The 23,532-nt window shown below is 58.6% G+C and carries 22 protein-coding genes and 4 pseudogenes; 14 read left to right on the top strand and 12 right to left on the bottom strand.

Annotation, left to right across the window (positions count from 1 at the left end; translation table 11 throughout):
- The first annotated feature begins 44 nt into the window (after positions 1–44).
- The 6 genes and pseudogenes from FJ940_RS11980 (at position 45) to FJ940_RS28725 (ending at position 5,835) form a co-directional block, all read left to right on the top strand.
- Positions 45–2,747: a PAS domain S-box protein gene (locus tag FJ940_RS11980; RefSeq protein WP_140656645.1), complete on the top strand. Its 2,703-nt coding sequence runs from the start codon at positions 45–47 to the stop codon at positions 2,745–2,747.
- 106 nt (positions 2,748–2,853) lie between these two features.
- The gene (locus FJ940_RS11975) at positions 2,854–3,219 is read left to right on the top strand and encodes a response regulator (protein WP_140518341.1); all 366 of its coding nucleotides are present in this window, start codon (positions 2,854–2,856) and stop codon (positions 3,217–3,219) included.
- Between the two features lie 74 nt (positions 3,220–3,293).
- Positions 3,294–3,479, top strand: a pseudogene (locus FJ940_RS11970) (GNAT family N-acetyltransferase); the annotation flags it as partial.
- Positions 3,480–3,528: 49 nt separating this feature from the next.
- Positions 3,529–4,998: pseudogene (gene ctaD, locus FJ940_RS11965) on the top strand (cytochrome c oxidase subunit I); the annotation flags it as partial.
- A 13-nt stretch (positions 4,999–5,011) separates the two neighbouring features.
- Positions 5,012–5,302, top strand: a pseudogene (locus FJ940_RS28730) (acetyl-CoA C-acetyltransferase); the annotation flags it as partial.
- A 146-nt stretch (positions 5,303–5,448) separates the two neighbouring features.
- Positions 5,449–5,835 (top strand): hypothetical protein, encoded by a 387-nt coding sequence (locus FJ940_RS28725; protein ID WP_246671023.1) that lies wholly within the window; start codon positions 5,449–5,451, stop codon positions 5,833–5,835.
- A gap of 757 nt (positions 5,836–6,592) precedes the next feature.
- On the opposite strand, the pseudogene FJ940_RS11955 reads toward FJ940_RS28725, so the two are convergent.
- A pseudogene (locus tag FJ940_RS11955) lies at positions 6,593–6,995 on the bottom strand (host attachment protein).
- 197 nt (positions 6,996–7,192) lie between these two features.
- Positions 7,193–7,387: a Na+/H+ antiporter NhaA gene (locus tag FJ940_RS28600; protein ID WP_210239747.1), complete on the bottom strand. Its 195-nt coding sequence runs from the start codon at positions 7,385–7,387 to the stop codon at positions 7,193–7,195.
- Between the two features lie 969 nt (positions 7,388–8,356).
- Here FJ940_RS28600 and FJ940_RS11945 point away from each other — a divergent pair.
- On the top strand, positions 8,357–8,581 hold the full coding sequence (locus tag FJ940_RS11945) for a hypothetical protein (protein WP_140516719.1): 225 nt from the start codon (positions 8,357–8,359) through the stop codon (positions 8,579–8,581).
- Positions 8,582–9,196: 615 nt separating this feature from the next.
- On the opposite strand, the gene FJ940_RS11935 is transcribed toward FJ940_RS11945, so the two are convergent.
- From FJ940_RS11935 to FJ940_RS11915, 5 genes are all read right to left on the bottom strand, one after another.
- On the bottom strand, positions 9,197–10,111 hold the full coding sequence (locus FJ940_RS11935) for an NAD(P)/FAD-dependent oxidoreductase (protein WP_140656642.1): 915 nt from the start codon (positions 10,109–10,111) through the stop codon (positions 9,197–9,199).
- Positions 10,112–10,191: 80 nt separating this feature from the next.
- A complete protein-coding gene (locus FJ940_RS11930; protein WP_246671006.1) occupies positions 10,192–10,536 on the bottom strand; it encodes a SemiSWEET transporter in 345 nt (114 codons plus the stop codon).
- 260 nt (positions 10,537–10,796) lie between these two features.
- On the bottom strand, positions 10,797–11,711 hold the full coding sequence (locus tag FJ940_RS11925; protein WP_140656641.1) for a hypothetical protein: 915 nt from the start codon (positions 11,709–11,711) through the stop codon (positions 10,797–10,799).
- Positions 11,708–12,103: a phage holin family protein gene (locus FJ940_RS11920; protein ID WP_140656640.1), complete on the bottom strand. Its 396-nt coding sequence runs from the start codon at positions 12,101–12,103 to the stop codon at positions 11,708–11,710. Before FJ940_RS11920 ends, FJ940_RS11925 begins: the two co-directional genes overlap by 4 nt.
- A gap of 41 nt (positions 12,104–12,144) precedes the next feature.
- Complete coding sequence (locus FJ940_RS11915) at positions 12,145–12,720, bottom strand: hypothetical protein (protein WP_140656639.1); 576 nt, start codon at positions 12,718–12,720, stop codon at positions 12,145–12,147.
- Between the two features lie 515 nt (positions 12,721–13,235).
- Here FJ940_RS11915 and FJ940_RS11910 point away from each other — a divergent pair.
- The 3 genes from FJ940_RS11910 (at position 13,236) to FJ940_RS11900 (ending at position 16,764) form a co-directional block, all read left to right on the top strand.
- The gene (locus tag FJ940_RS11910; RefSeq protein ID WP_181171760.1) at positions 13,236–14,246 is read left to right on the top strand and encodes an alpha/beta hydrolase; all 1,011 of its coding nucleotides are present in this window, start codon (positions 13,236–13,238) and stop codon (positions 14,244–14,246) included.
- A 227-nt stretch (positions 14,247–14,473) separates the two neighbouring features.
- Positions 14,474–14,791 carry a DUF1003 domain-containing protein gene (locus FJ940_RS11905; protein WP_246671005.1) on the top strand — a complete coding sequence of 106 codons (318 nt, stop codon included), beginning with the start codon at positions 14,474–14,476 and terminating at the stop codon, positions 14,789–14,791.
- Complete coding sequence (locus FJ940_RS11900) at positions 14,737–16,764, top strand: hypothetical protein (protein ID WP_140656636.1); 2,028 nt, start codon at positions 14,737–14,739, stop codon at positions 16,762–16,764. The genes FJ940_RS11905 and FJ940_RS11900 overlap by 55 nt, the downstream gene beginning before the upstream one ends.
- Positions 16,765–17,239: 475 nt before the next feature.
- Here FJ940_RS11900 and FJ940_RS11895 read toward each other — a convergent pair whose 3' ends face one another.
- Entirely contained in the window at positions 17,240–17,701 is a 462-nt protein-coding gene (locus FJ940_RS11895; RefSeq protein ID WP_140656635.1) for a hypothetical protein, read from the bottom strand.
- Between the two features lie 158 nt (positions 17,702–17,859).
- Here FJ940_RS11895 and FJ940_RS11890 point away from each other — a divergent pair, with 158 nt between their 5' ends.
- Both FJ940_RS11890 and FJ940_RS11885 read left to right on the top strand, forming a co-directional pair.
- Positions 17,860–18,615 carry a hypothetical protein gene (locus tag FJ940_RS11890; protein ID WP_140656634.1) on the top strand — a complete coding sequence of 252 codons (756 nt, stop codon included), beginning with the start codon at positions 17,860–17,862 and terminating at the stop codon, positions 18,613–18,615.
- A 104-nt stretch (positions 18,616–18,719) separates the two neighbouring features.
- A complete protein-coding gene (locus tag FJ940_RS11885) occupies positions 18,720–18,995 on the top strand; it encodes a hypothetical protein (RefSeq protein WP_140656633.1) in 276 nt (91 codons plus the stop codon).
- A 1-nt stretch (position 18,996) separates the two neighbouring features.
- Here the strand turns inward: FJ940_RS11885 and FJ940_RS11880 are convergent, their stop codons facing one another.
- The 3 genes from FJ940_RS11880 to FJ940_RS11870 form a co-directional block, all read right to left on the bottom strand.
- Entirely contained in the window at positions 18,997–19,590 is a 594-nt protein-coding gene (locus FJ940_RS11880) for an SOS response-associated peptidase (RefSeq protein ID WP_140656632.1), read from the bottom strand.
- Positions 19,591–19,692: 102 nt separating this feature from the next.
- Positions 19,693–20,364, bottom strand: a complete 672-nt coding sequence (locus FJ940_RS11875) for a DUF4145 domain-containing protein (RefSeq protein ID WP_140656630.1) — start codon at positions 20,362–20,364, stop codon at positions 19,693–19,695.
- Positions 20,365–20,539: 175 nt separating this feature from the next.
- Complete coding sequence (locus FJ940_RS11870) at positions 20,540–20,827, bottom strand: hypothetical protein (RefSeq protein WP_140656629.1); 288 nt, start codon at positions 20,825–20,827, stop codon at positions 20,540–20,542.
- A gap of 470 nt (positions 20,828–21,297) precedes the next feature.
- On the opposite strand from FJ940_RS11870, the gene FJ940_RS11865 reads away from it, so the two are divergent.
- Positions 21,298–22,071 carry an HAD-IIA family hydrolase gene (locus tag FJ940_RS11865; protein WP_140656628.1) on the top strand — a complete coding sequence of 258 codons (774 nt, stop codon included), beginning with the start codon at positions 21,298–21,300 and terminating at the stop codon, positions 22,069–22,071.
- Positions 22,072–22,383: 312 nt separating this feature from the next.
- On the opposite strand, the gene FJ940_RS11860 is transcribed toward FJ940_RS11865, so the two are convergent.
- Positions 22,384–22,623, bottom strand: coding sequence for a hypothetical protein (locus FJ940_RS11860; RefSeq protein ID WP_140656627.1), 240 nt, complete (start codon positions 22,621–22,623; stop codon positions 22,384–22,386).
- Here FJ940_RS11860 and FJ940_RS11855 point away from each other — a divergent pair.
- Positions 22,622–23,530 carry a tyrosine-type recombinase/integrase gene (locus FJ940_RS11855; protein ID WP_140656626.1) on the top strand — a complete coding sequence of 303 codons (909 nt, stop codon included), beginning with the start codon at positions 22,622–22,624 and terminating at the stop codon, positions 23,528–23,530. The genes FJ940_RS11860 and FJ940_RS11855 overlap by 2 nt on opposite strands.
- The last annotated feature ends 2 nt before the right edge of the window (positions 23,531–23,532 follow it).

The following is a 23,532-nucleotide window of genomic DNA, read 5'->3' as shown; positions in this document are numbered from 1 at the left end:
CTCTCACGCATTTCCAACTGCTTCTTAGGAGACGGGGGTACCAAATGAAACAAGGGGGTCTTCCTGCTCGAGTCGATGAGGTGGCATCTTTCTCGGAGAGGAGTCGCGAGCGTCAGCTTCCCGATCCGATCCTCACTGATGAGTTTGAGGATTTTTTCGAGAATGCCGCCATCGCACTTCACTTCGTCGGAAAAGACGGCACGATTCTGCGTGCCAATCGCGCAGAATTGGAAATGTTGGGATTCACGGCCGAGGAATATATAGGCCGCAATATTCGCGAATTTCACGCAGATCAGGTTGCTATTGGAGACATATTGGACCGCCTGTCCCGGCGGGAGGAACTTAAAAACTACCGGGCCCGGCTGCGGGCCAAAGATGGGTCGATCCGCTGGGTAGAAATAACGTCCAACGTTCGCCTAGTGGCTGACCGCTTCCTCAACACCCGCTGCATCACCATCGATGTGACTGAAATGATCAAGGCGCAGGAGCTTATACGCGAACAGGATCGGCGCCTTGCCATCACCTATGAGAACGCTGCCGCAGGTATCGTAGAAGCGAATGTCGAAGGCCAACTGCTGCGGGTGAATTCCCATCTGTGTGCCCTTTTGGGGTACACGCAGGATGAGCTGATTGGACGGTCGATTTTTGACCGCACCTTTCCGGCCGATGTTGAAGCAGATCGAGAGCAGTATCGACGGCAAATGGCCGGTGAAATCGACAGCTACACACTTGAGAAGCGATTTGTTCGCAAGAATGGATCAGTTTTTTGGGCTGTTGTGACTTCGTCGAGTGTTCATGACTGCGAGGGGTCGTTTCGATACGCTGTACGGGTTCAGCACGATATCAGCGAGCGCAAGCGGGTTGAGGCGGCGCTTGCCAAACGTGCCGAGGAACAGGGTGCGATACATCGATTCACTGAAATGCTGCAGCATGCGCGCACGCAAGAGGATGTGTATGAGCCGGCGCTCGATGCAATCCAACGTGCGCTCCAATGCCAGCGTGCTTCGATATTGCTGTTGGATAAAGATGGGCGCATGAAGTTTGTGGCTTGGCGTGGCCTGTCCGATACTTACCGCTTAGCGGTGGAAGGACACTCGCCTTGGTCGACGGAGAGCCAAGATCCGCAGCCTATCTGTGTCGGCGATGCAAAGCATGCGGACTTGCCGGAACAATTAAAACAGGCGATCCGCAGCGAGGGAATCGGTGCGGTCTACTTCATTCCGATCACACAAGGTGGACGGCTCCTTGGTAAGTTCATGGCCTACTTCGACCAGCCTCAGGAGTATCCGGAAGAGCAGATTGAATTGGGTCGGACCATCGCTCGTCAGCTCGGTTTCGGCATTCAGCGCATAAAGGGCGAAAATGCTGCTCAGAGGCTGGCAGCAATCGTGGAGTCTTCCCATGACGCGATCGTCAGCAAGGATTTGAATGGGGTCATTTTAACGTGGAACCGGGGGGCTGAGCGGCTGTTCGGCTATTCGGCCTCGGAAGTGCTCGGCAAGTCCATCACGATCATCATCCCTCCGGATCGGCTGGGGGAGGAGCCGCTCATCCTGGGTCGGATACGCAATGGCGAAATTGTCGATCATTTCGAAACAATCCGGCGCCGCAAGGATGGGTCGCTAGTCGACATTTCTCTGACAATATCGCCTGTCCGAGACGCAGCGGGCCGTATCGTGGGCGCCTCCAAAATTGCCCGGGACATAACCGAGCAGAAAGTCGCGGAGGCAAAGGTGCGCGACAGTGAACGTCACCTTCAGGATTTGCTCGCCGCCATCCCTGCAGCAATCTACACAACCGATCAGCAGGGCAAGATCACCTATTTCAATGAGGCAGCGGTCGAACTCGCCGGCCGAACGCCGGTGATCGGCAGTGATGAATGGTGCGTTACCTGGAAGCTCTATTGGCCAGATGGAACGCCACTTCCTCACGACCAGTGTCCAATGGCTGTTTCGCTTCGTGAAGGGCGACCGGTCCGGGGAGTTGAGGCGATTGCCGAGCGGCCGGACGGCACCCGGATCCCATTCATTCCCTATCCGACGCCGATGCGGGATGCAGCTGGAGAAATTGTCGGCGGCATCAACATGCTGGTCGACGTAAGTGAGCGCAAGCAAGCTGAGACACAACAGCGGATCCTGCTTAACGAACTCAACCATCGCGTTAAGAACAACATGATGATGTTGACGTCCTTGCTTTCGGTAGCGGCCAGGACCAGTCAAAATCCCGAGGCTCGCAAGACAATTGGTGAGGCAAGCAAACGAGTGGCGACCATGGCTGCGGCTCAACGTGTCCTCTACGACACGCCAGATGCATCCAATTTCAGCGCGCCACTTTTTGTCGGGGCCATTTGCGAAACCACAAAGCAGATGTTTCCAGCGAATGTCCAACTAGTTTGCGACGCCGATCCCATCCAATTGCCCAACGATATCGCAATGCCGCTTGCGCTCATAGTCAATGAGCTTTTGGTCAATGCGGTCAAACATGGATCAGCGGCCAAGGGAAGCAGCACCATTCGGGTTGAGATCAAGCAAAACGGTCAAAAGCAGGTGTTGACGGTCGAGGATGAAGGTCCAGGTTTCGATTTGCGGGCAGAGCGTCATTCCTCGTCAGGTTTGCGGTTGGTTGAGGGATTGGCGCGCCAGATTGGTGGGATTTTCGAAGTTGAGCGAGATCCGTCTCGCTGCATCGTGATTTTTTCTCAGGCTCCCGGGGAGAACGGCTTTGACGTTAAAAACGGCAATAGTTGAGACAAGCCGGACGGGGGTTTCGAGCCGACCATCCAGACCTCAGCTAGTTTTCTCCAGAGACGATGGGACTGGTGCAGAAGCGAGAGTTTCCGGCAAACCATCCATCATGATCGTCGAAGACGACTACCTGATTGCACTTGATATCGAGGCCAGTCTTAGCGATGCAGGTTTCGTGTTGGCTGGGATAGCCAGCACAGCCGAGGAGGCCATCATAATTGCGCGCTCGGCTCAGCCCACGATTGCCTTGATGGATATCCGTTTGCTTGGCAAGCGCGACGGAATCGACGCAGCGTTGGAACTTTACCGGGCCTTCGGTATCCGGTGCATCTTTGCAACTGCGCACGCTGACCGCGATGTAAAGCTTCGGGCCGAAGCGGCAAGACCACTCGGCTGGGTTCAGAAACCCTACTCTACGCCGATGCTCATCGAAGCCATCCAGAATGGTTTGCAGGAGCTCGACAACGAAGGCTGAGCGTCACAACCGCCACGTCAAGGCTGGCGGATCCCTGGTTGGCATCGCTGTGAATTAATCGACAACCGGATGTAAATCTTGCTGGGCGCTTCGCCCGAGTCGATACCCGGGAGAAGGATGGCATGTTTGCCGCATTTCTCGAGCAGTGCCGCCTTGGCATTGCCGAGACCGTTCCGACCATGTCCAAAGGGGGCCGATTCCTGAACCGGGAAGAAAACGGACCGTGGGTTTATGGATTGGCCGGCCACGCATTGAGCTGACGCGCATGCAAAGAAGCTTCAGCCAAAAATAGCTCCCTTACAGTGGTGCCTCGGTACCGCGCTTTCCGTGTTGATCCGCATGGAGTTGCAGGAACCGGGTTTGCAGATATTTGGCGATCCGGGCGTCTACAATGTCGTCGTCAGTGCCCATGGGCTGGTCATGATCTTTTTCGTGCTCATGCCGGCGCTGATTGGTGGCTTCGGCAACTGGATGGTGCCGATCATGATTGGCGCGCCCGACATGGCTTTCCCCCGCTTGAACAACATCTCGTTCTGGCTGCTGGTGGTGTCATTCATCCTCTTCATCACCTCGATGTTCGTTCCGGGAGCGCCCGGTACGCTCGGCCATGGCGGCGGCTGGACGCTCTATCCGCCTTATTCGACGGAGGGCCAGCCAGGTCCCGCCGTCGACCTCGTTATTCTGTCCATCCACCTTTCGGGGGCCTCCTCGATCCTCGGCGCGATCAACTTCATCACCACCATCTTCAACATGCGCGCACCCGGCATGACCATGCACAAGATGCCTCTGTTCGCTTGGTCGATGCTGGTCACCGCCTTCATGCTTCTCATGTCGCTGCCGGTGCTCGCCGGCGCGGTCACCATGCTGTTGACCGATCGCAACTTCGGGACGACCTTCTTTTCGCCGTCCGGCGGCGGTGATCCGATCCTCTACCAGCATCTGTTCTGGTTCTTCGGCCACCCTGAAGTCTACATCATGATCCTGCCTGGTTTCGGCATCATCAGCCATGTCATCTCCACCTTCGCCAAGAAGCCGATCTTCGGCTACATCGGCATGGCCTATGCAATGGTGGCAATCGGCGCGATCGGCTTTGTCGTCTGGGCACATCATATGTATACGACCGGCCTGTCGGTCGACACGCAGCGCTACTTCGCCTTCGCATCGATGGTCATCGCCGTTCCAACCGGCGTGAAGGTGTTTTCGTGGTTGGCGACCATGTGGGGAGGATCGATAGAGTTCAAGACACCCATGATGTGGGCTCTCGGTTTCGTCCTGCTGTTCACCATTGGTGGCGTCACTGGCATCATGGTTGCGAACCCCGGCATCGACCGCGTGTACCACGACACTTATTTCGTGATCGCTCACTTCCACTATGTGCTGTCTTTGGGGGCGGTCTTCGCGATCTTCGCCGGCTTCTACTACTGGTTCCCGAAGATGACCGGCTATATGTACAGCGAAACGCTCGGCAAGCTGCATTTCTGGCTGATGTTCATCGGCGTCAACCTCGTCTTTTTCCCCCAGCATTTTCTGGGCATGGCGGGCATGCCGCGACGTTACGCCGACTATCCCGATGCTTTTGCCGGCTGGAATTTCGTCTCGTCGATCGGTTCCTACATCTCAACGGCCGGGCTCATCGTTTTCTTCATCGCGGTTGCCGAGGCCTTCAGCCGCAGACGCCCGGCAAGCGCCAATCCTTGGGGCGAAGGGGCGACCACGCTGGAATGGCTGCTGCCGTCGCCGCCGCCCTTCCATCAATGGGAGAAGCTGCCGCGCATCCGGCGGACAGGACTCGATGACATCGGCGCCGCACTTCCTTCCAGGCGTTCGCGGCGGCGTGCGCATGGGCGACCAGGCCGTCAAGGATTCGATGATCACCGACGGGCTGTGGGACGCATTCCATCAAGTCCACATGGGCGTCACGGTCGAGTCGCTGGCGCTGCGCTACCAGATCACGCGCGATGAGCAGGACCGTTTCGCGCTTCGGTCACAGGAGAAAGCCGGCGCAGCCATCCGCTCGGCAAGGTTCGACGATGAGGTTGTGCCTGTCTCCGTAAAGACCAGGCAAGGCGATGCCGTCGTCGACCGGGACGAGCATCCAAACCCCTCGACCACCCTCGAAGGGCTTGGCCGGCTTAAGCGGTCTTCAACCCGGCGGGGACAATCACCGCCGGCAACTCCTCCGGCCTCAACGATGGTGCCGCCGCCGTGCTGGTGATGGCGGAGACACGGATGAACGAACTCGGGCTAAAGCCCCTCGCCCGGATCGCGTCCTATGCTTCGGCGGGTGTCGAGCCGATGGATATGGGGCTGGGTCCCGTCGCGGCGTCACGCCTTGCGCTGCAGAAGGCCGGCTGGCGGCCGTCCGCCCTCGACGTTATGGAGATCAACGAAGCCTTCGCCGCGCAGGCGATCGCGGTCAACCGCGAGATGGGCTGGAACGAGGAGATCATCAACATCAGTGGCGGCGCCATCGCGCTCGGCCATCCGCTGGCCGGATCCGGCTGCCGCATCGTGGTGACGCTGCTCCACGAGATGACGAGGCGCAACGCCCGCAAAGGCCTGGCCTCACTCTGCATCGGCGGCGGCCAGGGCGTGGCGATCTGCCTCGAACGATGAGGCTGAACCTCTGCGCAGTTTTAGCGTGAGAAGAACAGGGCACGGTCTTGGCCACGCCGCCTTCTAATTTCATGATCCGACGAACGGCAGCTTTGGGTCAACGGCAAAGCGCAACTCTAGGACGGAGTTTGGGCGCAAAGCTGCCACTCGGTGTGAGATAAATGCCCTTCGCGGGCATGATTTCCCACCCGATTGTTTAAACAACATTTAACCCATTGAAATTGCTGTCAAATATTTCCTGCAACCGCATAGAATCCGACTCAAGAACCGTCAAAAAGTTACGCTATTGATTTTAAAAGGAAAACTATTGCGAAAAAAATTTCGAGGTTTCACTAACTATCGGGACCAATCGGACGATTTTTCATATTTTGCGGCATTCGACGGCGTGACCACACCAACGTGAAGGTACCGTCATCGCCCCACTAGGCATTTTTTTTGTAAATTCAATAATCATGGCAGCAGGCTTTTAGACACTTTGAGTGCTGCGCCGCCGGGTTGCGAGTTGAGCCGCCTCTCCTTAGGGCCGCCATCTGTCAGGTTACGATCACCAGAAGGCGCAAGCGGATTGTTTGGAAGCGTGGCGATATTGTCGTTGCCTCTGGCGCAGGGATTCGGCGAAGTGCGCTACCGCCGGAGAGACCTGGCGGCGGATGGAGAAGACCTGTCGGACCTCCAAGAGCAGTCGTCGTCGGCAACTTTGACTTCGCTTAGGTTATGCCTGCACGGAGTTGCATGAGCAGCCGTTTCCAGAGGTGCGTCAGGCATCGGCGATCAAACAGGCGATGTCCTCGAGCGGACGCCGGGTGAAGTCCTCCGCGAGCTCGCCAATGATCTTGCCCTTGAGGTCGCGGTCAAAATGCTTGCGCATCTCCCCCAAGGTCCGGGTCGGAGACAAGGACCAGGTGCCCTATGGTCCCGTCCAGACTGAGCTTGTTGAGGAACGCCGCCGTCGCTGCCGCGAAGTCGTCCTCCACGAGTTGTCTACTGTCCGGGTTGGCGGAGCCGGTGTGGTGGCGCACGCCGGAACCCGGATGGGCGGACGTTGGCGAAGCCGCCGTGATCTCGGCCAAATGCGCCCCAGATTTCACGCCCGTATTGTGGAACAGGCGGACCCTCTCGCCGTCAGCAACTGCTACTGTCGTGCCGGTAGGTAGAACCATCCAAAAACCTCATGTTCAAGACCCCACATAAACGTCAGCGGGCTATGATATTTGCGTGCCAGCGCTTTGCGGCGCCTCGACGATAGCGGCTGCTGTGAGGAAGATGCGCAGCTCGACGGGGACGCGAGCACCCATCACGGCGATCAAGCAATTGCAAACGCAGTGTTGGTCGCCATCGGAACGCCCCACCCGCGCGACTACGGTCCCGCCGGGACGACGAGCGCATAGAGAAGCGCGGGCACGACCATGCCGCCGAGCGCAGCCGCGATCGGAGGCGCGGCGGAGCGGCGGCTTGCGAGGTGACCGACTGTCATCTCGCGCTTCACTTCCATTCCCACGACGAGGAAGAACACCGTCAGCAGGCCGTCATCGACCCAATGGAGGATGGACATCCGAAAGGATGCGTTGCCCTAGGTCATGCCGAGCTCCTGGCGCCAGAGCGCCTCGAACGCCGGCCCGATCGGCGAGTTCATCAAGAAGATCGCCACCACGGTCGCCAGGTCAACCAACCGGCTATGGACGATCCTTTGATTGCAAAAAAGCACACATACTGGAGAGCAATGGCCAGGTAATGCGGCACGTCAATATCGTTTGAGAAGCCGTGCTCGAGATTCCCGGGCGAAGCGCGTGCGCCACTTCGGACGCACCAGGTTGTTCCCGTGCTTGCAGTGCTGAATGCCACTGACGAGATCGAATGACCTACATTTCGGGACTGAGTTTATGAGCACGGGCACTTAGGTGGCGGCAAAGGAAGCACACCCAAGAACTCGAGATCCGAAGCAGATCCAAAGGCAGTTGAGGGCACACGCGGCCGCAATTCCACCAACGGAGTCCCTTGAGCACGACGCCAAACAACCGTCCACACAGCTCCCCGGTCGACTTCCTCCCCAACTCAGCGCTTGGGGATTCACCAGCTTGCTCCAACGTCCTTCATGACTCGGCGCCATTGGCCTTGCTTGAATCGGAAATCGCATGAGGCAGCGCCCGGTTCTTTCTTGTAAGCGAGCGGCTTCTGCAGCAAATCCAGGAATATTCATTTTGATTTGCCTCCCTTTGTTGTTTGTAACGATCATAGCACTTAACCAGACTACCTCTCGATTTGTCGACACAAATGACGTCCAACTCACGGGGCTGTTGCTGTCAATGGACGAGCCCGCGTCAGCTGTCTTCCATGCGTTCTAGCCGAGTTATTGGTTCCAACGAGCAAAATCGGTAAAGGGGGGCCACGGCGTGGCTGGCTGCGGCAGACTGGGGCGGGGATATCATTGTTAAATGACGGAGCCGGAGCGAAGTGCGATTGAAGGTCGTCAGCGGCTCCCTGAGCTGCTCAATGAAAGCATTGGCTTGAAAGGGACTACAGCATGCGGTTGCATCCGGCCGACATCGCCATTTACCCAAACGATCTCGAAATGCTGCAGCGGGTTCTTATCCGATATTGCTCAGACAGGCGGTGCAGCCTTGATTCCAACACGGCCCATGACGCAGCATGTGAGCTGATGGCACTGTTCCAGGCCGGCATCGAGGACGAAGGCGAACTCGAACGCATCATTTCTCGTCGCACTATGCCGCTTCAAATGGTGGGTTAGGTCCCCTTTTCTGCCCCCACATAGTGGGCATCTTCGCGGGCCGGTGTTACGCCAGGCAGGGTGTGCGAAAGGTTTAGGCTTTGGGACAACAAAGTCGAAACTATCATTGCGCCGATCCGTGATCCTGACACCAAGGAAAAGATCGAGACTGGCTCACAGGGCCCTAGTTCAACGGGAGAAATCGCAGCGCCCTCGCCCTACTGCGTCGTGAACGTCGACGGAGCCAGCGACCCCAAACAAAGAGTCGGAGCGGTTCGCCGTTTCCGTGAAACGGTGAACTGCTCTAATTAAAATTAGTCAGGCGAGCCGCCATCGCGATGCTGCATGGCCTCCGAAATCACCTCGAAGACACTCCCGACCTCTTCAGATATTTCATCCAAGCTGATGCCAGCTATGTCCGCGGCTTTCGCTGCCCGAAGAGCATCTACATCATTTCTGCCCCTCGGCGGGCCCAACGTCTTTCTTTCGCTGAGCTCCCTCAATGCGCACCATTGTGGTCTGTTATTCACCGGATCGTAAATGCTCTATCGAAAATACGGAACGCGGAAGATTTCCGTACCTATGACTTCGCCGGCGGGAACGTGCCCGCCGCCATAAACCGGGCCGAATGTATGTTCACTCGTTATGCGCGAGATAGCTGTGCATATCGGTTGCGGCGATCGCCGCGTGTCCGAAAGCGACCGCGATCTGATTGATCTCGTCAACCACATCGCCTGCGGCATAGAGGCCTGCAATTGCGGTGCGCTGGCGCGAATCCACAACAAGGTTGCCGACTTCGTCACATTCCGCGCCGAGATCGGTCGCGAGCTTCGATCGTATCGTGCAGCCCAATGCGGGATAGATGGTATCGAAAGAAACTGTGTTCCCGGCGACGAGCCTGACGGTCGCGTGATTGCCGGCAGAGCTGATTGAGTTTGGAATGCACTCCTCGACATTGATTCCCGCCTCTCTTAGCAAAGCGTCGGCGGCGGGGTCGGATCGAGTTCCCGTCTCGACCAGCATGGTAACGTCGCTTGTGTAGCTTCGTATGAACAAAGCCTTTTTCACTGCCTGGTCTGCCGGGCCGATCACCGCAACCCGTCTGTCGATGACCTCGTAGGCGTCACAGATGGGGCACAGCCGCAATGTGCCGGCTTTGATCATAGCGGCAGCCTCGGGCGTGTCTGGAAGCTTATCAACAATGCCGGTCCCCATGAGCACCGCGCGAGCCCGAATGGGAAGGGATGCCGTGGCGACGAAATCCGTCCCGTTCCGTTCAACGTGGTGGACCGTATCGTCCAGGAGTTCGACTTCGCTCAGCAGGGCCTGCTGCCGCAGACGGTCAAGCAACTCCACCCCGGAAATACCGTCAGGAAAACCGGGACAGTTGTGCGTTGTCGGTATCAACTTTGCGCGGCTTTGGCCGGCGTCCACAACGATGACGCGGCGCCGGAACCGCCCCAGATAGGTCGCGGCGGTCAGGCCGGCCGGTCCCGCGCCGATGACCAGGCAGTCGTATAATTCGCCAGGACGGATTTCGTCTCGAACCACAAGAGAACTCCCGACATAAAGGCGTTATTCCTGCTGCCACCTGAGCGCCTCACAAATCTCACAACGCAACCAAAGGAAAATCACCGCTCATTCCTTGTGGCAGCGGCATCCAGCACGTCCGCGACTGCGTCCTTCTTTGCGCGGGGAAGGACGGTCATCAGAAGAATGAATGCCGAGAGAGCGAAGCAGGCGGCGTTTGTAATAATGATTGGCCACTCGCCTTTCATGAATCCGAAGATGAGCCAAAACGCGAAGCCCACCACCGTAATCGCATACATCGGCGCGGAGATACTGCCCGTGTCCCGCGTCTTTATGATCTTCCAGGCCTGCGGCGCAAAGCTCACCATCGAGCATAGTGCCGCGACATAGCCGACGAGTGTTTCAGTTTCCATGCAATCAAACCGTCGGCGCGCGGTTTTGTTCACGACAGGCGACTCCAAGTTCAATTTGACCGCTGACTGACGTCCCATTCAACTGCCTACGAGGAAGTCAGCAACTGAATACGCCTGGCGGCGGCAAGCTGACTGAGCCCTGTCGAGGCTTGCCAAACGATCAACGAAAAGAAACGAGAAACCGGTGTGGGATGAGAACCTCAAGAAGATTCTCTGAATCTTAATCTTACACGATGCCGACGCATGAAAAGCTTGTCTGAGCAGCTAGCCGGTGTTTCGCCTGTGCAGACACTTTAAGACTTGGTCGTGGAGGACTGATCCGATTCGGGAAGTCGATGTCGAACGGCCTTTTCGGTAGTCTTTGCGGCGGCGTTGACGACCTGACCGATCTTACCGGCTACCGTGTCGGCGGCGCCGCTCGAGCCCTGCCGGTCCGCCTCGCTCTTGACTGTCTCGTAAGCTTCGGCAGCGATCTCTTTCGCTTGCTCCACGCTTTCCTCTAAAGCACTGTTGGCGCTGCCAAGTAGTTTGTCGCGATAGCCGCCGAGTTGCTCGTCTTCCAAAGCTGTGCGAGGCAGAAGCACACCGATAGCCGTACCCGCCGCCAGGCCGAGGACGGCAAGTGCCAGTGGTTCGCGCTCAAATAGTTCCTGCCAGGTTCGACTCGCCTGCGCAGCCATATCACCCGCACTGGAGCCAAGCTGCCCCATGGTGTTTACAAGCTTATCCTTGGTCTCGCCAGCCGCTGTTGGCGCCGCTTCGCTTGCGTTGCTTGCAACAGAGGCAACGGCATCGCCGGCATCCGAGAGCATCTCTCCGGCTGACGGTCGTCCGCCGGGGATCTCCCGCCCAGAACTCAGCCCTTCCGCAGCCCCTTTCATATCGCTGCCCCCGAACGCCCCCCTGTCGGGTTCTGGCTGATTGTTTGCAGCCTGTGTTGCCGGCGACTCACCCGCCGAAGCACCGCTGCCAAGCATCAGCCAAGCTAGGCCGGTCCCAACCAGCATCAGGGCCAAAGGGTTGTCGCTGACTTGGGTCTGGAGCCTGCCGAGGGCGGCGGTCCCTGCGCCGCCGGCAAACAACCCGGTGAACTCATCGATCAACTGACCGGGTGTCATTTTGCTGCGGATGGATTCGGCGGTATCGACGACCGCTGCGCGGGCAATCTCGGCTTCGCGTTCGAGTTCGGCTGCCGATTTCTCGCTCATCTCATTTGTCCTTTGATTACACGCGCATCGCTCTTGAGTTGTTCTTGTGTGCGGTCAGGAGCCAATTCCGAAGGCGCTATGCTGGCCATTCCCGTGCGCAGGAGAATCACTCCCAGGACCGCCACGACGACACCGACAAGCAGCGAGGACCACCCTGCCCCCAGACCCGCCTTAGCCAAAGCGATCACGAGGGCTTGGAGCAGTACCATTAGCGATGCCAGCAAGCACACGGCACCACCTATGACTTCGACCGCGCCGCGCCCAGCTTTGCTGACGTTTTCGGATATTTCGGCCCGCAAGAGCCTTGCTTCCGTCTGTAGCAGGGTTGTCACTTGCAGTGTAAGGTCGCTCACAAGGCTCGCCAGGCTGCGGCCGTCCTGATCGTTGTTCATCGGTCATGCTCCGTGCTCGGCCAAGCCAGTGGCTGCATTCGTTAAGACGTGAGGTCGTCCCGTGGAGAGGTGTCTGAAGTCTTCGGGCGCCTCACAGTGTTTGCGACGCCACCGCTTTTCAGCCGACCGTCCGCTTCGCTCGAATCAGCGGGTGGCGAGCTTTTGATGAAACGTCCCAGAGCCAAACCGGCGAGAACCGACCCGGCGAAAAGCACTCCAGAGTTTTCGCGCCCGAAGGACCTGACCTCGCCTAAGACTTGTTCGACTGGTTTGTCCCGCAAAGAGGACGAGAGGCGCTCCAGCCCACCAGCGGCAGTAAGCACGACCTTCGAAACGGTGGCTTGATCGCAGTTGGCCAGATGCTCACTTGCTGCCCGCAGCGCGCCCCCAAAAGCGGCTAAGCTCGCGCTCATATCACGCTGCGTTTCCTGCGCCTTCCCTGACAACGCCTCCTGCGCTTCCGACGCGTACTTGCCAGCTTTGTTGACGACTTCGTCACTGGCGTCGTGAATCAATCGGGTGGCACTTTGGGTCTCTTCCTGGAGCCGCTCGGACAGCTCGCTCTTTGCTTTATCGAAATCGGGCGCTGGACGTCCCTGATCGCCTTCTCGTTGCATGATGGCTCCTAGTGAAAACCGAGGAAGGAGAGAATTGCCAGCACGACGACAACGAGACCTATGAGATAAATGACGCTGTTCACGGCCTGATTTCTCCATTTTCGTCGAAAGCAAACACGCTGAACCGCGCGATGTTCCATTAGCCAAAACTTTTTTAGCTCTCTTAGATTTACAGACCCCCTGCGTGGGTAGACCGTGCGAGTTAAACGCGAGCACGTCGCCATGTTTGGAGCCCAAGGGTTACTCGTCACCGGCGCTCTTTTGGCTATCCAGTCTGTGGAAACGGCTGGTAAGACTAACGCATCTTCCGGCTGTCATTTGACTTTCCGCGGGCTCAATCTCGAGGAGCCCTACGGCGAGGTAAGCCCGTAGGCTCGTTCGGAGGTCAGGCGATCAGGCGCCGGAACAACCTTGTGGCGTCTCGGTTCGGATGGCGAAAAACGGTGAGCGTTTGGGGTGCGACGTCCCAGCGGCCATTCGCCAGTCGCCTGAACCTACACAAGGAGCACGGCAGCTTGTCTTTGCGGTTCCAATTCTCACTGAAACGATCATCACGCGTCTGGGTCGGCGGCCTGATTGCGGCGGTGGCCCTGCTAGCGTTGAACAATCGAGCGGCGACCAAGCAAGCGCTTTCCGTCCGCGCGAAAGGAAGGACCATAGAGGTCGACGGTGTCCGCCTACGATATATCGAGGTTGGAAGCGGCAGGGACCTAGTTCTCCTGCACGGGAACGGTTCCGCCGCTGAGGACTTCCAAACCAGCGGTCTAGTCGACAAAGCCGCCAAGCGTTATCGCGTTATTGTCTTCGACCGTCCCGGGTTTGGCGGCAGTACACGACCGCGCGGTCGCCTATGGACCGCCGCGGCCCAGGCAGATCTGCTCCAGAGCGCCACGCAGAGGATCGGGGCAGACAATCCTATCGTTCTTGGCCATTCCTGGGGGGCATCGGTCGCCCTCCAGTGGGCGGCCCGGTATCCTGACGAGATTGGTGGCGCGGTTCTCCTCTCCGGCTATCATTCCCCTTCCCCAAGGCTCGATGCCCTGCTTGCCGCCCTGCCGGCACTGCCGATCGTGGGAACCATCCTTTGCCACACCATCCTGCCGCCTGTCGTTAGGCTGATCTGGCCCGTGTTGATGCGCCGCCTGTTCGGGCCGCAACTTGTCCCGCCAGAGTTTTCAAATGCGTTGCGAAATCTGGTCAGCGCACCGTCGCACTTGCGAACGACCGCTGCGGAATCTGGTCTGCTGATCCCCGTTGCCGCATTAGCTCCCAAGACCGCAGGGAGGACAAACGCGCCGATAGGTATCATGGCCGGGGACGCGGACAGCCTGCTCGATACCAACTATCATTCCCATCGTTTGCACGCAGTCCTACCGGGCTCGATGATACGCATCGTCGCGGGCGCCGGTCACATGGTGCATCATGCTGCGCCGCACCTTGTGCTGAAGATGGTGGACAGCATCGCGGCGGCCGGACCCCCCTCACCTGAAAAAGCTTCTTACAATGCTCCTGCACCGCGCGAATGACTCGGGCGGAAGCCATCTTTTCGGATCCCGGCACAGAGTCGTTTTGTCATAGTTCGAAGAAAGCAGACAGCCAGATGCCGCGATTATGCCGATTTGCGTCCGCCTTTATAGGTCTGTCTCATTGGGTGAGCCATTCGTGATGAAGGTCCGTCAGCGCTCCTGAGGCTGCATGGATCGAAACGCCAACCGACCAGTTAAGTGGGTCAGGTGCAGACACGGAGAGAGCTATGCGCCCGAACACCTCAGGCAATGACATGGGATACGCCACCCCAACCACACCACCCGCGGACGGCCTCGCTCCTGCCTTGGCCCGCAACATCGAAGCAATCGTTCAACGACGGAAGCGCGATGCGAACGCTGCCACTGCGGAGCAACGCGCCGCGGGGGCAATCAGCCAGTTCGCAGGCAGCATGATGTTCGTCTATATCCATCTTGTTTTCTTTGGGGGCTGGATCGTCCTCAACATCAAGCCCGTCGGCTTTGTTCAGCCTTGGGACCCATCCTTGGTTATCCTGGCGATGATTGCATCCGTGGAGGCGATCTGACCGGACGGCGTCTCTACCCGATCTATCTGATCACGAGCCACACCAGCCAGGAGGATCAGACCAAGATCGAGTTGGCGCGGTTCCTCGACTTCTATGGCGAGTTGACCGTCCTCGTTGATGATCAGCGCAAGTGTCGTCTCATCGACTACGTGAAGCAGAAGATCGATCCGTTCTTCGAATATTCGCCGACCATCAACACCTACCGTGAGCACGTTCTTCAGCAGGCCTTACCTGACACTATGGTCGGGCCCCGGCTGGAGGACTTTCTGAAGCGTCGGGTCCACGGCGACGCTATCCGCCAAGTCGCCACGCTGTGTAAGAAGGCCAATGGCAAAGGCTACGCCCCCTTGCTAATTATCGACGAACCGCAATATGGCGCAAGCGATCGCTTCGTGAAGGTCGATGACGGTGTTGAGCAGCGGCCGTGCGTGATGCTCCAAATCTTCAATCAGATCGATGCTGCCATTGGCGATCATGCCGGAGACCGTGTGTTCATCGGTCTGTCGGCGACACCCTACGAGTTGCATGACATCGACGCGGTTTGGAAGGTCAAGCAGTACCTGACTTCATCCTACTCGGGCTTCAACTATTTCGGTGGCGAGGTAATCGACGCGGATGCGGACGTTTCGCCACCACGCACCATCAGTTTCGCGCGGCTTGGTTCCGAGTTGTACGAACCCTTCATGGCGAACATCTCCCTAGCGGCCTACGATGCGGATCCTCACGTCTTCGCCCGGTTCGCGAACAAGATAGGCTATAGTCAGAACCAGGAGCTCTATCGGCGCGACGTAGAGCAGACGTTGCGCTCCGCCATTTTGAAGCTGATCGCCGACGGCGCGACGGCATCAACGGGCATCTGCATCCGCCTGTTCAATAACAACTTCCGGTCCCATGGCTTGATACAAAATCTTAATCTACCGAAAAATCAGATCGACGTGGTAGAGTATTTTGGCTCGGATCATAAGGGGCAGAGTGTGAAGCGGGCTATCCGCGCCCGTGCTCGCCCTGACCTGCCGTACCTGATCGCCGTGACCAACCGTGCGCGCATGGGTGATGCCTTTCCGGCGGGCGTGGAGTGGTTCTTGGAATTCTCGAAGAAAGCTTCTGATCTCAACGCTCTGTTGCAGGGTCTGCTTGGCCGCGCTTGCGGCTACGGCAAAAACTCAACGGTGGTGATGTCGAGCGAAAATGCCGATCTTGTCAACGACTATCAGCGCCAGCATGGCGGGTACATCTACAAGCCGAGCCGCCACAGCTACATTACGGGAGGTTATCGGCGCGGTGCACCGACCAGTCTGATCCGAGTACGCCGCGACATGTCCGACCCCCTCATTGCAAAATTTTTCCAGCGCGTCGACAAAGAGGTCGTCGAGCCGAACCTGATTCAGAACGAGGCGAAGCTGAAAGCCCGCCGCGGTGGTACGAAGCCTTATCGTACCGGGCCTCTGCTGCGCATTGCAGATGAATTGGGATTGTTTGACCATCTTGAACAGCAAGGGGTGCGCGAGCGCCTATACCCGACTTATCCCGACTTCCGCATTGCTCGCGCGAACGACGAGGTTCGCAATTCGCGCCGGCCCGACGAGGCGCTTCGCTACTCCCTCGATGAAGACGGCAACTGCCGGTTCACCTTCCGTGAGTTTGTTCCCGGCGACAACTCCCACGGCGGCGCTCGCAGCCGTGGCTACGGCTCACGCGATGCAAGCGATCGTGATCAGGCAGGTGACAAGCTCGAGCCGCAAATCAATATGCGCAAGTTCGATCCGCAGAGTGGCGCGCCGATCGACGATAAGCGGATCAACGGCCATTTTGTGCTGACTGCAATGCGGCAACCGGGCAATTGGCGCGCTGAGATGGTCACGCTGCCGCTGTTGTCCCCGGTTCGCGAATTGCGGGCTGGCGAGAAAACTTATCCTGTGGCTCACAGCCCGTACTCGGCCCTCATGTCGGACGAAGAGAAGGCCGCAACTTAAGCGGTGGGAAGCGCTTGTCGCGCCCTTGAGCTACAATCATCAACCACACCAATCTCATGAGTTGATGCACTGTCTCCAGCGTGGGGCATGCCTTTCTTGTCTCCTCGATCTCTGCGCCGGCGACTGTCGGCGCTCCAAGGAAGAACGGCGTATAAACCGCAGTCTTCCGCGCGTCCGCAACAGGCAACGTTGTCGCGCGCAGGACGGAGGAAATTCGCCCCTGCCGCGGGCGGTGAACGGGACAGCCGTAGGAGCGTCAGCATAGCGCCGGCCGCAGGACGGGACGCGGGACCGACTGTCCCCGTCCGGGGCGGTCCGCATGACTTTGCGTCACGATGAAAGCCGACCAGCAGTGATCGCGCGCAGTTCCGGTCCTCGGCAGTCAAGCCGCTGATCGCATGGATGCTGCCGGGTTGCCAGCACCAGCGCCGAGTTGGCCCGGAAATCGATGAACTCCTGCGCCCTTCGGCTCCTCTCAATTGCGTGGCAGCTTGTGAATTTCCAGCCTGACAGGCCCGCCCCTGTCGCAACTGGTGCAGAAAAGCGCGCGCTCGACCGAACTGAACAGAGCGCCTTTTCCGTAGCGTTTGATGAGCCCGGCTGGTTTTACCGTTGCGTGGTGCGAACAGGATCTGCACCAGGCCCGCAACACATGCCATTCGCGAAGATCGCCGAGCGCAACATCAAGGCCGGCGTGAACGCTGCCGTCGATGATGGTCTGTGGCGGGATCGTCACCTCACCAGGTGTCAGAATTTTCTCCATCACATGCCGACTGTTGTAGTGGATTAGCAACATGCCCGGCCGGCGCCGGATGGCGGCCTGCCAGGCTGCCTGACTGACCGTTGAATCGGGAGAACGCGAGATGGTTTCTGACAAAGCCTGCTCCTCGCGATCCCAGACCTCGATCCGAAAATTGTCTTCCGCTGTTTTTGCCATAGCTTCGCCGGCCAGCGCGATTGACGCCGAGCCATGGTCCTTTGCTGCTCCAGATCACGCTGAGATAAGGAACATATTCCTCTCTCGTCAAGGGGCACACTTGACTCCTTGTTCTCTTTTTGTTCACATCGGCAGAGATAGGCCATAGGAGGCGAACCATGGAACTTCGCTTGAACATCGAGAACGCAACACCCGAAGAGCTCGCACGCGGCATCGCCGCAGCCGAAGCCGTGTTTGCACGCGCCGGCATTACGGCTTTGGAGGGCGCGGAAGGACTGTTTGCGTTGGAGGGGTGGGATATCAAAGGCTTTCCAGAAGACGACAAGCCTACCGAAGACGAGGACCAGGCCGCCACAGTCTGGCTGGAGGCCGACGAGGCTGCGACGACTGCTTGTTGTGCGGGCTGGCCGGAGGACAAAGTTCCGCGCCATCAGGTCATGGAACTGATCAACGTTCCCCGCACGAAGTTGCAGGCCGAGGCTCTTCCGGACACGTGGCCGGCGCGCAAACAGCTCTATCCTGAGGTCGTCAAACGGCTGGAGATTACAGCTGGCCCAGACCGCCAGATCGATTTCGACATTGCCTTCGTTCTGGGTTGGGTGCCCGAGCGGCCGACGCTGGATCGGGTTGAGCCGCTTTCCGAAGAGGGAGACCGTATCCCCTTCTTCACCAGCGACCTTGCCCAGGTCGAAGAGATGGCCCGCAAGGCGCTCAAGGACTGGACAATCGAGATCAACCGGGATCCCTGCGATGCCCACGTTTTCGACCCGGCGGCCAGTGATGACGATGATGAATTGCGCATGGCGGCATGGCGTGATTTCGACGGCTCCCTGCATATGGAGAAGCCACCGGCAAATCCTGCAATCGCGCTGACGCTGGCCATGATGCGTGGCCAGTCGATGCATTTCGAATAGTGGTCAAACGCAGTCGGGGTTCACAAACGCCATCGGTCATCGACCGCGACTGGCCTCACCAGGTTGCGCTGCCAGATGACCTTTGCACCGACCGGAACTTCACCATGATCGCGAAGTTCTGCCAGGAACGAGGGCTTAAGCACCAGACGCGGCATGTGCAGGCGATATGGCCGAACGGGAAATATGAAACCTATCGGCTCCATTGCTTCAGCGATGCCGCATCTGCAGAGGCCTTTCTGGATCACTTCGACGGGCTGAGATTCGATCCGAGGCAGGATCGGGAGAATGGAAAGGTGCGAGGCGTCTGGCGCCGCACGGGCGAATACACGCCGGTTCTCGATCTCGGGCCGCTCAGCGTACCAGAGATCCTGCGCAGCTAAGTTATGAGCTTTCAGGACGAACTGTCTCGACCGAGAGCGATCCGGCTGGAAGCGGCCGCAAGAGCTCGGCCTCAGGCTTTGTCAAATTGATCCAGGCCGCCCAATTCTCGGGCTGAAGGACCACAACCTGCCGATTGTGATACGGCGCTACATCCGGTCCGGGGTCAGTCGTTAGCATTGTGAAGGTCGGAGGTTTGTTACCGACGGCTTCTCGCCAAAGCCCCGCGACGACCATAAAGGGAGAGCCGTTGAGTGTGAAGCGATGTTTGGCCTTCGGATATTTCGTGCCTGTGAATTCGAAGAACGCGGACGCAGGAACGAGGCAGCGGTTGCTGTTTCCGAATTGCCGACCCTCGGAGCGGAAGTTGAACACAGGCCCACCTTTTGGTCCGGTCGGCGGAAATCCGAACGTCATCGATGCCAGTTCGATCGTGTCATCAGCGGCACGCATTATTGGCGCCGGGTCACTGATGCGGACGTCATCTGCCTGGGGCAAGTCAAGTTCGGTTTGGTGGCTGGGGATTTTGAGCGCCAGTGACGCCATCATCCGGCAATATTCAGCCCAGAGTACATGCTGTTCGTAATCGTTGCACATGGGAGGCTCCGGACCTGGGCGACCTGTTTACAGTAAGGCTATCGAGGGCACGATGAAAAGCGGATCGGCGCTCAACTGGACGATCCCTTTGAGAGTCAGTATTTAGAAATCGCCGCCCTTAACCAGTAGTGCCGCTGTCATCTTCTCCAGTCGGCTCTTTCGACCGTCGACCAGATCCTTGAGCATCTCCTCGAGGATTTCGAAGCAGTCGATCAGGGTATCGAACTTTGCCTTTCCTTGATGGCTGCCATAGTTTCCGACGTTGCGCATCGCGTTGAATGCATCCTTATGACCCGGTTTCTGACCTTCGAGAAACTCGATGCGCTGGGCCAGATTCATGTCGTAGTCGTCGCCCTTTTTGTTGACGCCGACACAAGGAACCCCAAATTGATCCAGCAGGCGCTCGACAAAAATTCGGACGCGGTTGGCGCACGAAGCTGGGTCCACCCACAGCAACTCAAATGCTTTTCGCAAATGGGCGGCGCAGTCCTTGTTCAACTTCTTCGAAACTGCGAACACTGGCGGCGCCGGGTGGATTAGAGATGGCGAATAATAGGTGTTGTCGAAGCTGACCTCCCCACCAAGAGCCTCCTCGTATTGCTCATGATGCTGGCGGTGAACACTCCCGCAGACAGTGACAATTTCGCCGCAAAACTTATTTCCACACTCCAAGAAGCCGATGAATCGTTCGGTTAACCAATGCAATTCCCATTCCGGGTCGTTCTGCTCCTTCTTGGAATACCCGGTCTCCAAGATTTGAAGGGTGTCCTTCATCAGGCTGAGACGGCCGGTCGCGCATCGTGCGCAGGGCAGCTTTGGAAAGGCGCTGTATGAAGTCCGCCAAAGATTTCGTTCCACGGGTCACCAAAAGCTGTTTGACCACTTTGCATAGAGCAGTTGGCATTCGGCAGCTAGCTTCACGCCATCGACGGCTCAAGACAGGCTACAGTCACGGCAAATTTAGATGACAGGCTTCACTGGCAGGGGCATTTTTCGACTCTTGATCATTGCTGGCATTGGGAGGCACAGACATGGTTGACCCCATGAACATTGACCCCGCCCCCTGTATCCGTCCGACCTGGAAGCCCTGAAACGGATTTTCATCCAAGTGTGCCTGGAAGGCCAGGTGGTGCCCGGGTCGCCGGAAGCCGAAAGGCTTGCAGCTGATCTTGTCCGCCTTTTCCAGAGCGGCATAAATGACGAGACCATGCTGCTCATTGCAGCGCGGACGCGCCATCAGGATCTCAAACGGTCAGGCTGACCAATGGCCGCTGGCGGTCCAGCACGTTGTGCCCGATCGCCAGCCTCACATCCGACACGAAGTGCCGGAGGTCATCGCCATCGCGGGCCCGCGGCTCCGCAGTCGGCTGCCCTCCGACTCGCCCTCCTCCGTCCCAAAATTGGAAAATTTCGACTAGGTCGCGTGCCGGCGCTACCCACATCAACCATACCAAACCCGAGAGCCGAAGCGTCTGATCCGTCCCGAAAAGGCCGGCCATCGGTCACCGCGTCATCTTCGAGCGAACTACAATGGACCCTTTTGCACGCTGCAATGTCCTAATTGCCGAACCAGCGATCGGTTGCCATTCCCACGTTGCTCTCGGTGCGTACATTGCCCGCGCAAACACCTAGAAAGGGAACAACGCACGTGACCCACAACGGAATTAAGCCACGCGTCCATCCAAAGACATCAAGGGTTGAAGTCTGATGATCGTAGCGCACCTGCTCGACATGGACGGGGTTTTGGTCCGCGGCGGCCAGCCGATTGCAGGCTCGATCGACTATGTCGCCAGGCTGGTCTGCAACCGCAAACCTTTTCAGATCTTCACCAACAGCTCCCGCTTCACGCCGGAGGATCATGCCGAACGTTTGAGGGCGGTTGGCTTCCTCGTTCAGCCTGAGCACATCTACACATCGGCGCTCGCCACTGCGCGATTCGTGGAGCTGCAAAAGCCCGGATCATCCGTGTATGTCATCGGCGACAATGGACTGGTCGAGGCTCTCCGGCACGTAGGCTGTCGGATCACGCAGTTTGCCCCAGATTTCGTGGTCCTCGGCGACACCACTTCGTACCACTACGAGCAGATCGCCGCCGGCGCCGAGCTTGTCGCAAAGGGCGCGTGGTTTCTCGCCACCAATCCGGATGCCACCGGCCCGACCGAGCGCGGGTTCCATCCGGCCTGCGGGGCAGTCGCAGCCCTGATTGAAAAGGCTACCGGCCGTCAGCCCTATTTCATCGGCAAACCGAACTCATTCATGATGCGAAGCGCGCTCGACCGCCTGGGAGTTAGTGCAGCCGACACGATCATGGTCGGAGACAGAATGGATACGGACATTGTCGGCGGATTGAAATCGGGTCTGAAGACAGCCCTTGTTCTTACTGGGGTGAGCACGCGGGCTGACATGGAGCGGTTTCCATTCAGACCGGACCACGTGATCGAGCGCCTCGCCGATCTTGGCGAGATCGTCATGAAGGAATGAACATGTGGAAACTACGAGCATTGGTGCCCAGTCGGTCGGTCGCAATCTCTTTGTGGGCTTTCGTTGTCCTGAACGGACCGAAGCCGTCGAGCGCACCCGACAGGATTCGAACCGGTGACCCCGGCCTTCGGACGGCATCGGCTAATCTCTGTCCCCAAATTGGAAAGTTTTGGACTAAGCCGTGTGCCTCCGATAGCAGAAGAAGGCCTCTTTGATAGTGGGTGTTGCGATGTAGCGGTCTACCGACTCGAACCCCAGATGAGCATCGCGATCAAGTTTGCACCGCGGCTAGTTCAGCCGCCCCGACGTCCTTCATAAGCCCGCGAAATTCGGGCCGATGCGCAACCCAGAAAGTTCGAAAAGCTTCCACGAACCCCAGTCGATGGCCTTGTAGACCGTCTGACGTCCGCAATGGGGCCGCAGAACGAACCCGCTGCGCGGGATGGGCGCGCGGGATGAGGTAGAGATCACGAACCGGACGTTGCGCCTGCATTGAGGGCGGTTCGGCAGCGGCAGAGCATCACGGGCTTCTTCAACAAGGAGCCTGACCATGCCCTATCCTGTTCTTGATGCACCCATCAGCCCGCTGCGTCAGCGGCTGATCGACGACATGAACATGCGGCGTTTCTCCCGGGAGACGCAGCGCAACTATCTCCGCGACATCGGACGCCTGGCGACGTTCCTCGGGCGTTCACCGGACACAGCGACCACCGACGACCTGCGCCGGTTCCAGATCGAGCAGCAGGACGACGGTGTTCCCGTGCCGACGATGAACAGCATCGTGTCGGCGCTGCGCTTCTTCTTCACGCATACGGTCGATCGTCCCGATCTGGCGCGCAAGCTCGTTCGTCTGGCGCATCCGCGCAAGCTGCCGGTGGTGCTCAGCCGCGACGAGGTTGCCCGGCTGCTCAACGCCACCACCTGCCTCAAGCACCAGGCCGCGCTGTCGGTCGCTTATGGCGCGGGCCTGCGCGTGGCGGAGGTGTCGACGCTGAAGGTCGCCGACGTCGACAGCGAGCGCATGCTGCTGCGTGTCGAGCGCGGCAAGGGCGGGCGATACCGGAACGCCATGCTGTCGCAAGACCTGCTCTTGTTGCTGCGCCAGTGGTGGAAGGTCGGACGCCAGCAGGGGGTGATGCATCGCGAGGGCTGGCTGTTTCCGGGGCAGCATGCGATGAAGCCCATCAGCACCCGCCAGCTCTATCGCGTGGTCGTCGAGGCAGCGCAGGCCGCCGACATCGCCAAGCGGGTCGGGCCGCATACGCTGCGTCACAGCTTCGCCACCCACCTGCTGGAGGACGGCACCGACATCCGGATCATCCAGGCCCTGCTCGGGCACGCCAAGCTAAATAGCACCGCCTTCTACACCAAGGTTGCAACCCGCACGGTGCGCACCGTCACGAGCCCGCTCGACAAGCTTGGCCTGTTCAAGCCGGAAGAGATCTCGCCCGACGGCTGAGC

The organism is Mesorhizobium sp. B2-3-7, from assembly GCF_006442695.1.
In the GTDB taxonomy this organism is placed as follows: Bacteria; Pseudomonadota; Alphaproteobacteria; order Rhizobiales; family Rhizobiaceae; genus Mesorhizobium.
Note: the sequence above shows the minus strand (reverse complement) of the source record. Positions and strands in the feature narration are given on the sequence as shown.

Bases quoted from the DNA above. Each gene is read 5' to 3' on its own strand.
- FJ940_RS11980 (WP_140656645.1), top strand. From the start codon at position 45: ATGAAACAAGGGGGTCTTCCTGCTCGAGTCGATGAGGTGGCATCTTTC.
- FJ940_RS11975 (WP_140518341.1), top strand. From the start codon at position 2,854: ATGATCGTCGAAGACGACTACCTGATTGCACTTGATATCGAGGCCAGT.
- FJ940_RS28725 (WP_246671023.1), top strand. From the start codon at position 5,449: ATGAACGAACTCGGGCTAAAGCCCCTCGCCCGGATCGCGTCCTATGCT.
- FJ940_RS28600 (WP_210239747.1), bottom strand. From the start codon at position 7,387: ATGTCCATCCTCCATTGGGTCGATGACGGCCTGCTGACGGTGTTCTTC.
- FJ940_RS11945 (WP_140516719.1), top strand. From the start codon at position 8,357: ATGCGGTTGCATCCGGCCGACATCGCCATTTACCCAAACGATCTCGAA.
- FJ940_RS11925 (WP_140656641.1), bottom strand. From the start codon at position 11,711: ATGAGCGAGAAATCGGCAGCCGAACTCGAACGCGAAGCCGAGATTGCC.
- FJ940_RS11920 (WP_140656640.1), bottom strand. From the start codon at position 12,103: ATGAACAACGATCAGGACGGCCGCAGCCTGGCGAGCCTTGTGAGCGAC.
- FJ940_RS11915 (WP_140656639.1), bottom strand. From the start codon at position 12,720: ATGCAACGAGAAGGCGATCAGGGACGTCCAGCGCCCGATTTCGATAAA.
- FJ940_RS11905 (WP_246671005.1), top strand. From the start codon at position 14,474: ATGCGCCCGAACACCTCAGGCAATGACATGGGATACGCCACCCCAACC.
- FJ940_RS11895 (WP_140656635.1), bottom strand. From the start codon at position 17,701: ATGGCAAAAACAGCGGAAGACAATTTTCGGATCGAGGTCTGGGATCGC.
- FJ940_RS11890 (WP_140656634.1), top strand. From the start codon at position 17,860: ATGGAACTTCGCTTGAACATCGAGAACGCAACACCCGAAGAGCTCGCA.
- FJ940_RS11885 (WP_140656633.1), top strand. From the start codon at position 18,720: ATGATCGCGAAGTTCTGCCAGGAACGAGGGCTTAAGCACCAGACGCGG.
- FJ940_RS11880 (WP_140656632.1), bottom strand. From the start codon at position 19,590: ATGTGCAACGATTACGAACAGCATGTACTCTGGGCTGAATATTGCCGG.
- FJ940_RS11875 (WP_140656630.1), bottom strand. From the start codon at position 20,364: ATGAAGGACACCCTTCAAATCTTGGAGACCGGGTATTCCAAGAAGGAG.
- FJ940_RS11870 (WP_140656629.1), bottom strand. From the start codon at position 20,827: ATGGCGCGTCCGCGCTGCAATGAGCAGCATGGTCTCGTCATTTATGCC.
- FJ940_RS11865 (WP_140656628.1), top strand. From the start codon at position 21,298: ATGATCGTAGCGCACCTGCTCGACATGGACGGGGTTTTGGTCCGCGGC.
- FJ940_RS11855 (WP_140656626.1), top strand. From the start codon at position 22,622: ATGCCCTATCCTGTTCTTGATGCACCCATCAGCCCGCTGCGTCAGCGG.
- FJ940_RS11860 (WP_140656627.1), bottom strand. From the start codon at position 22,623: ATGGTCAGGCTCCTTGTTGAAGAAGCCCGTGATGCTCTGCCGCTGCCG.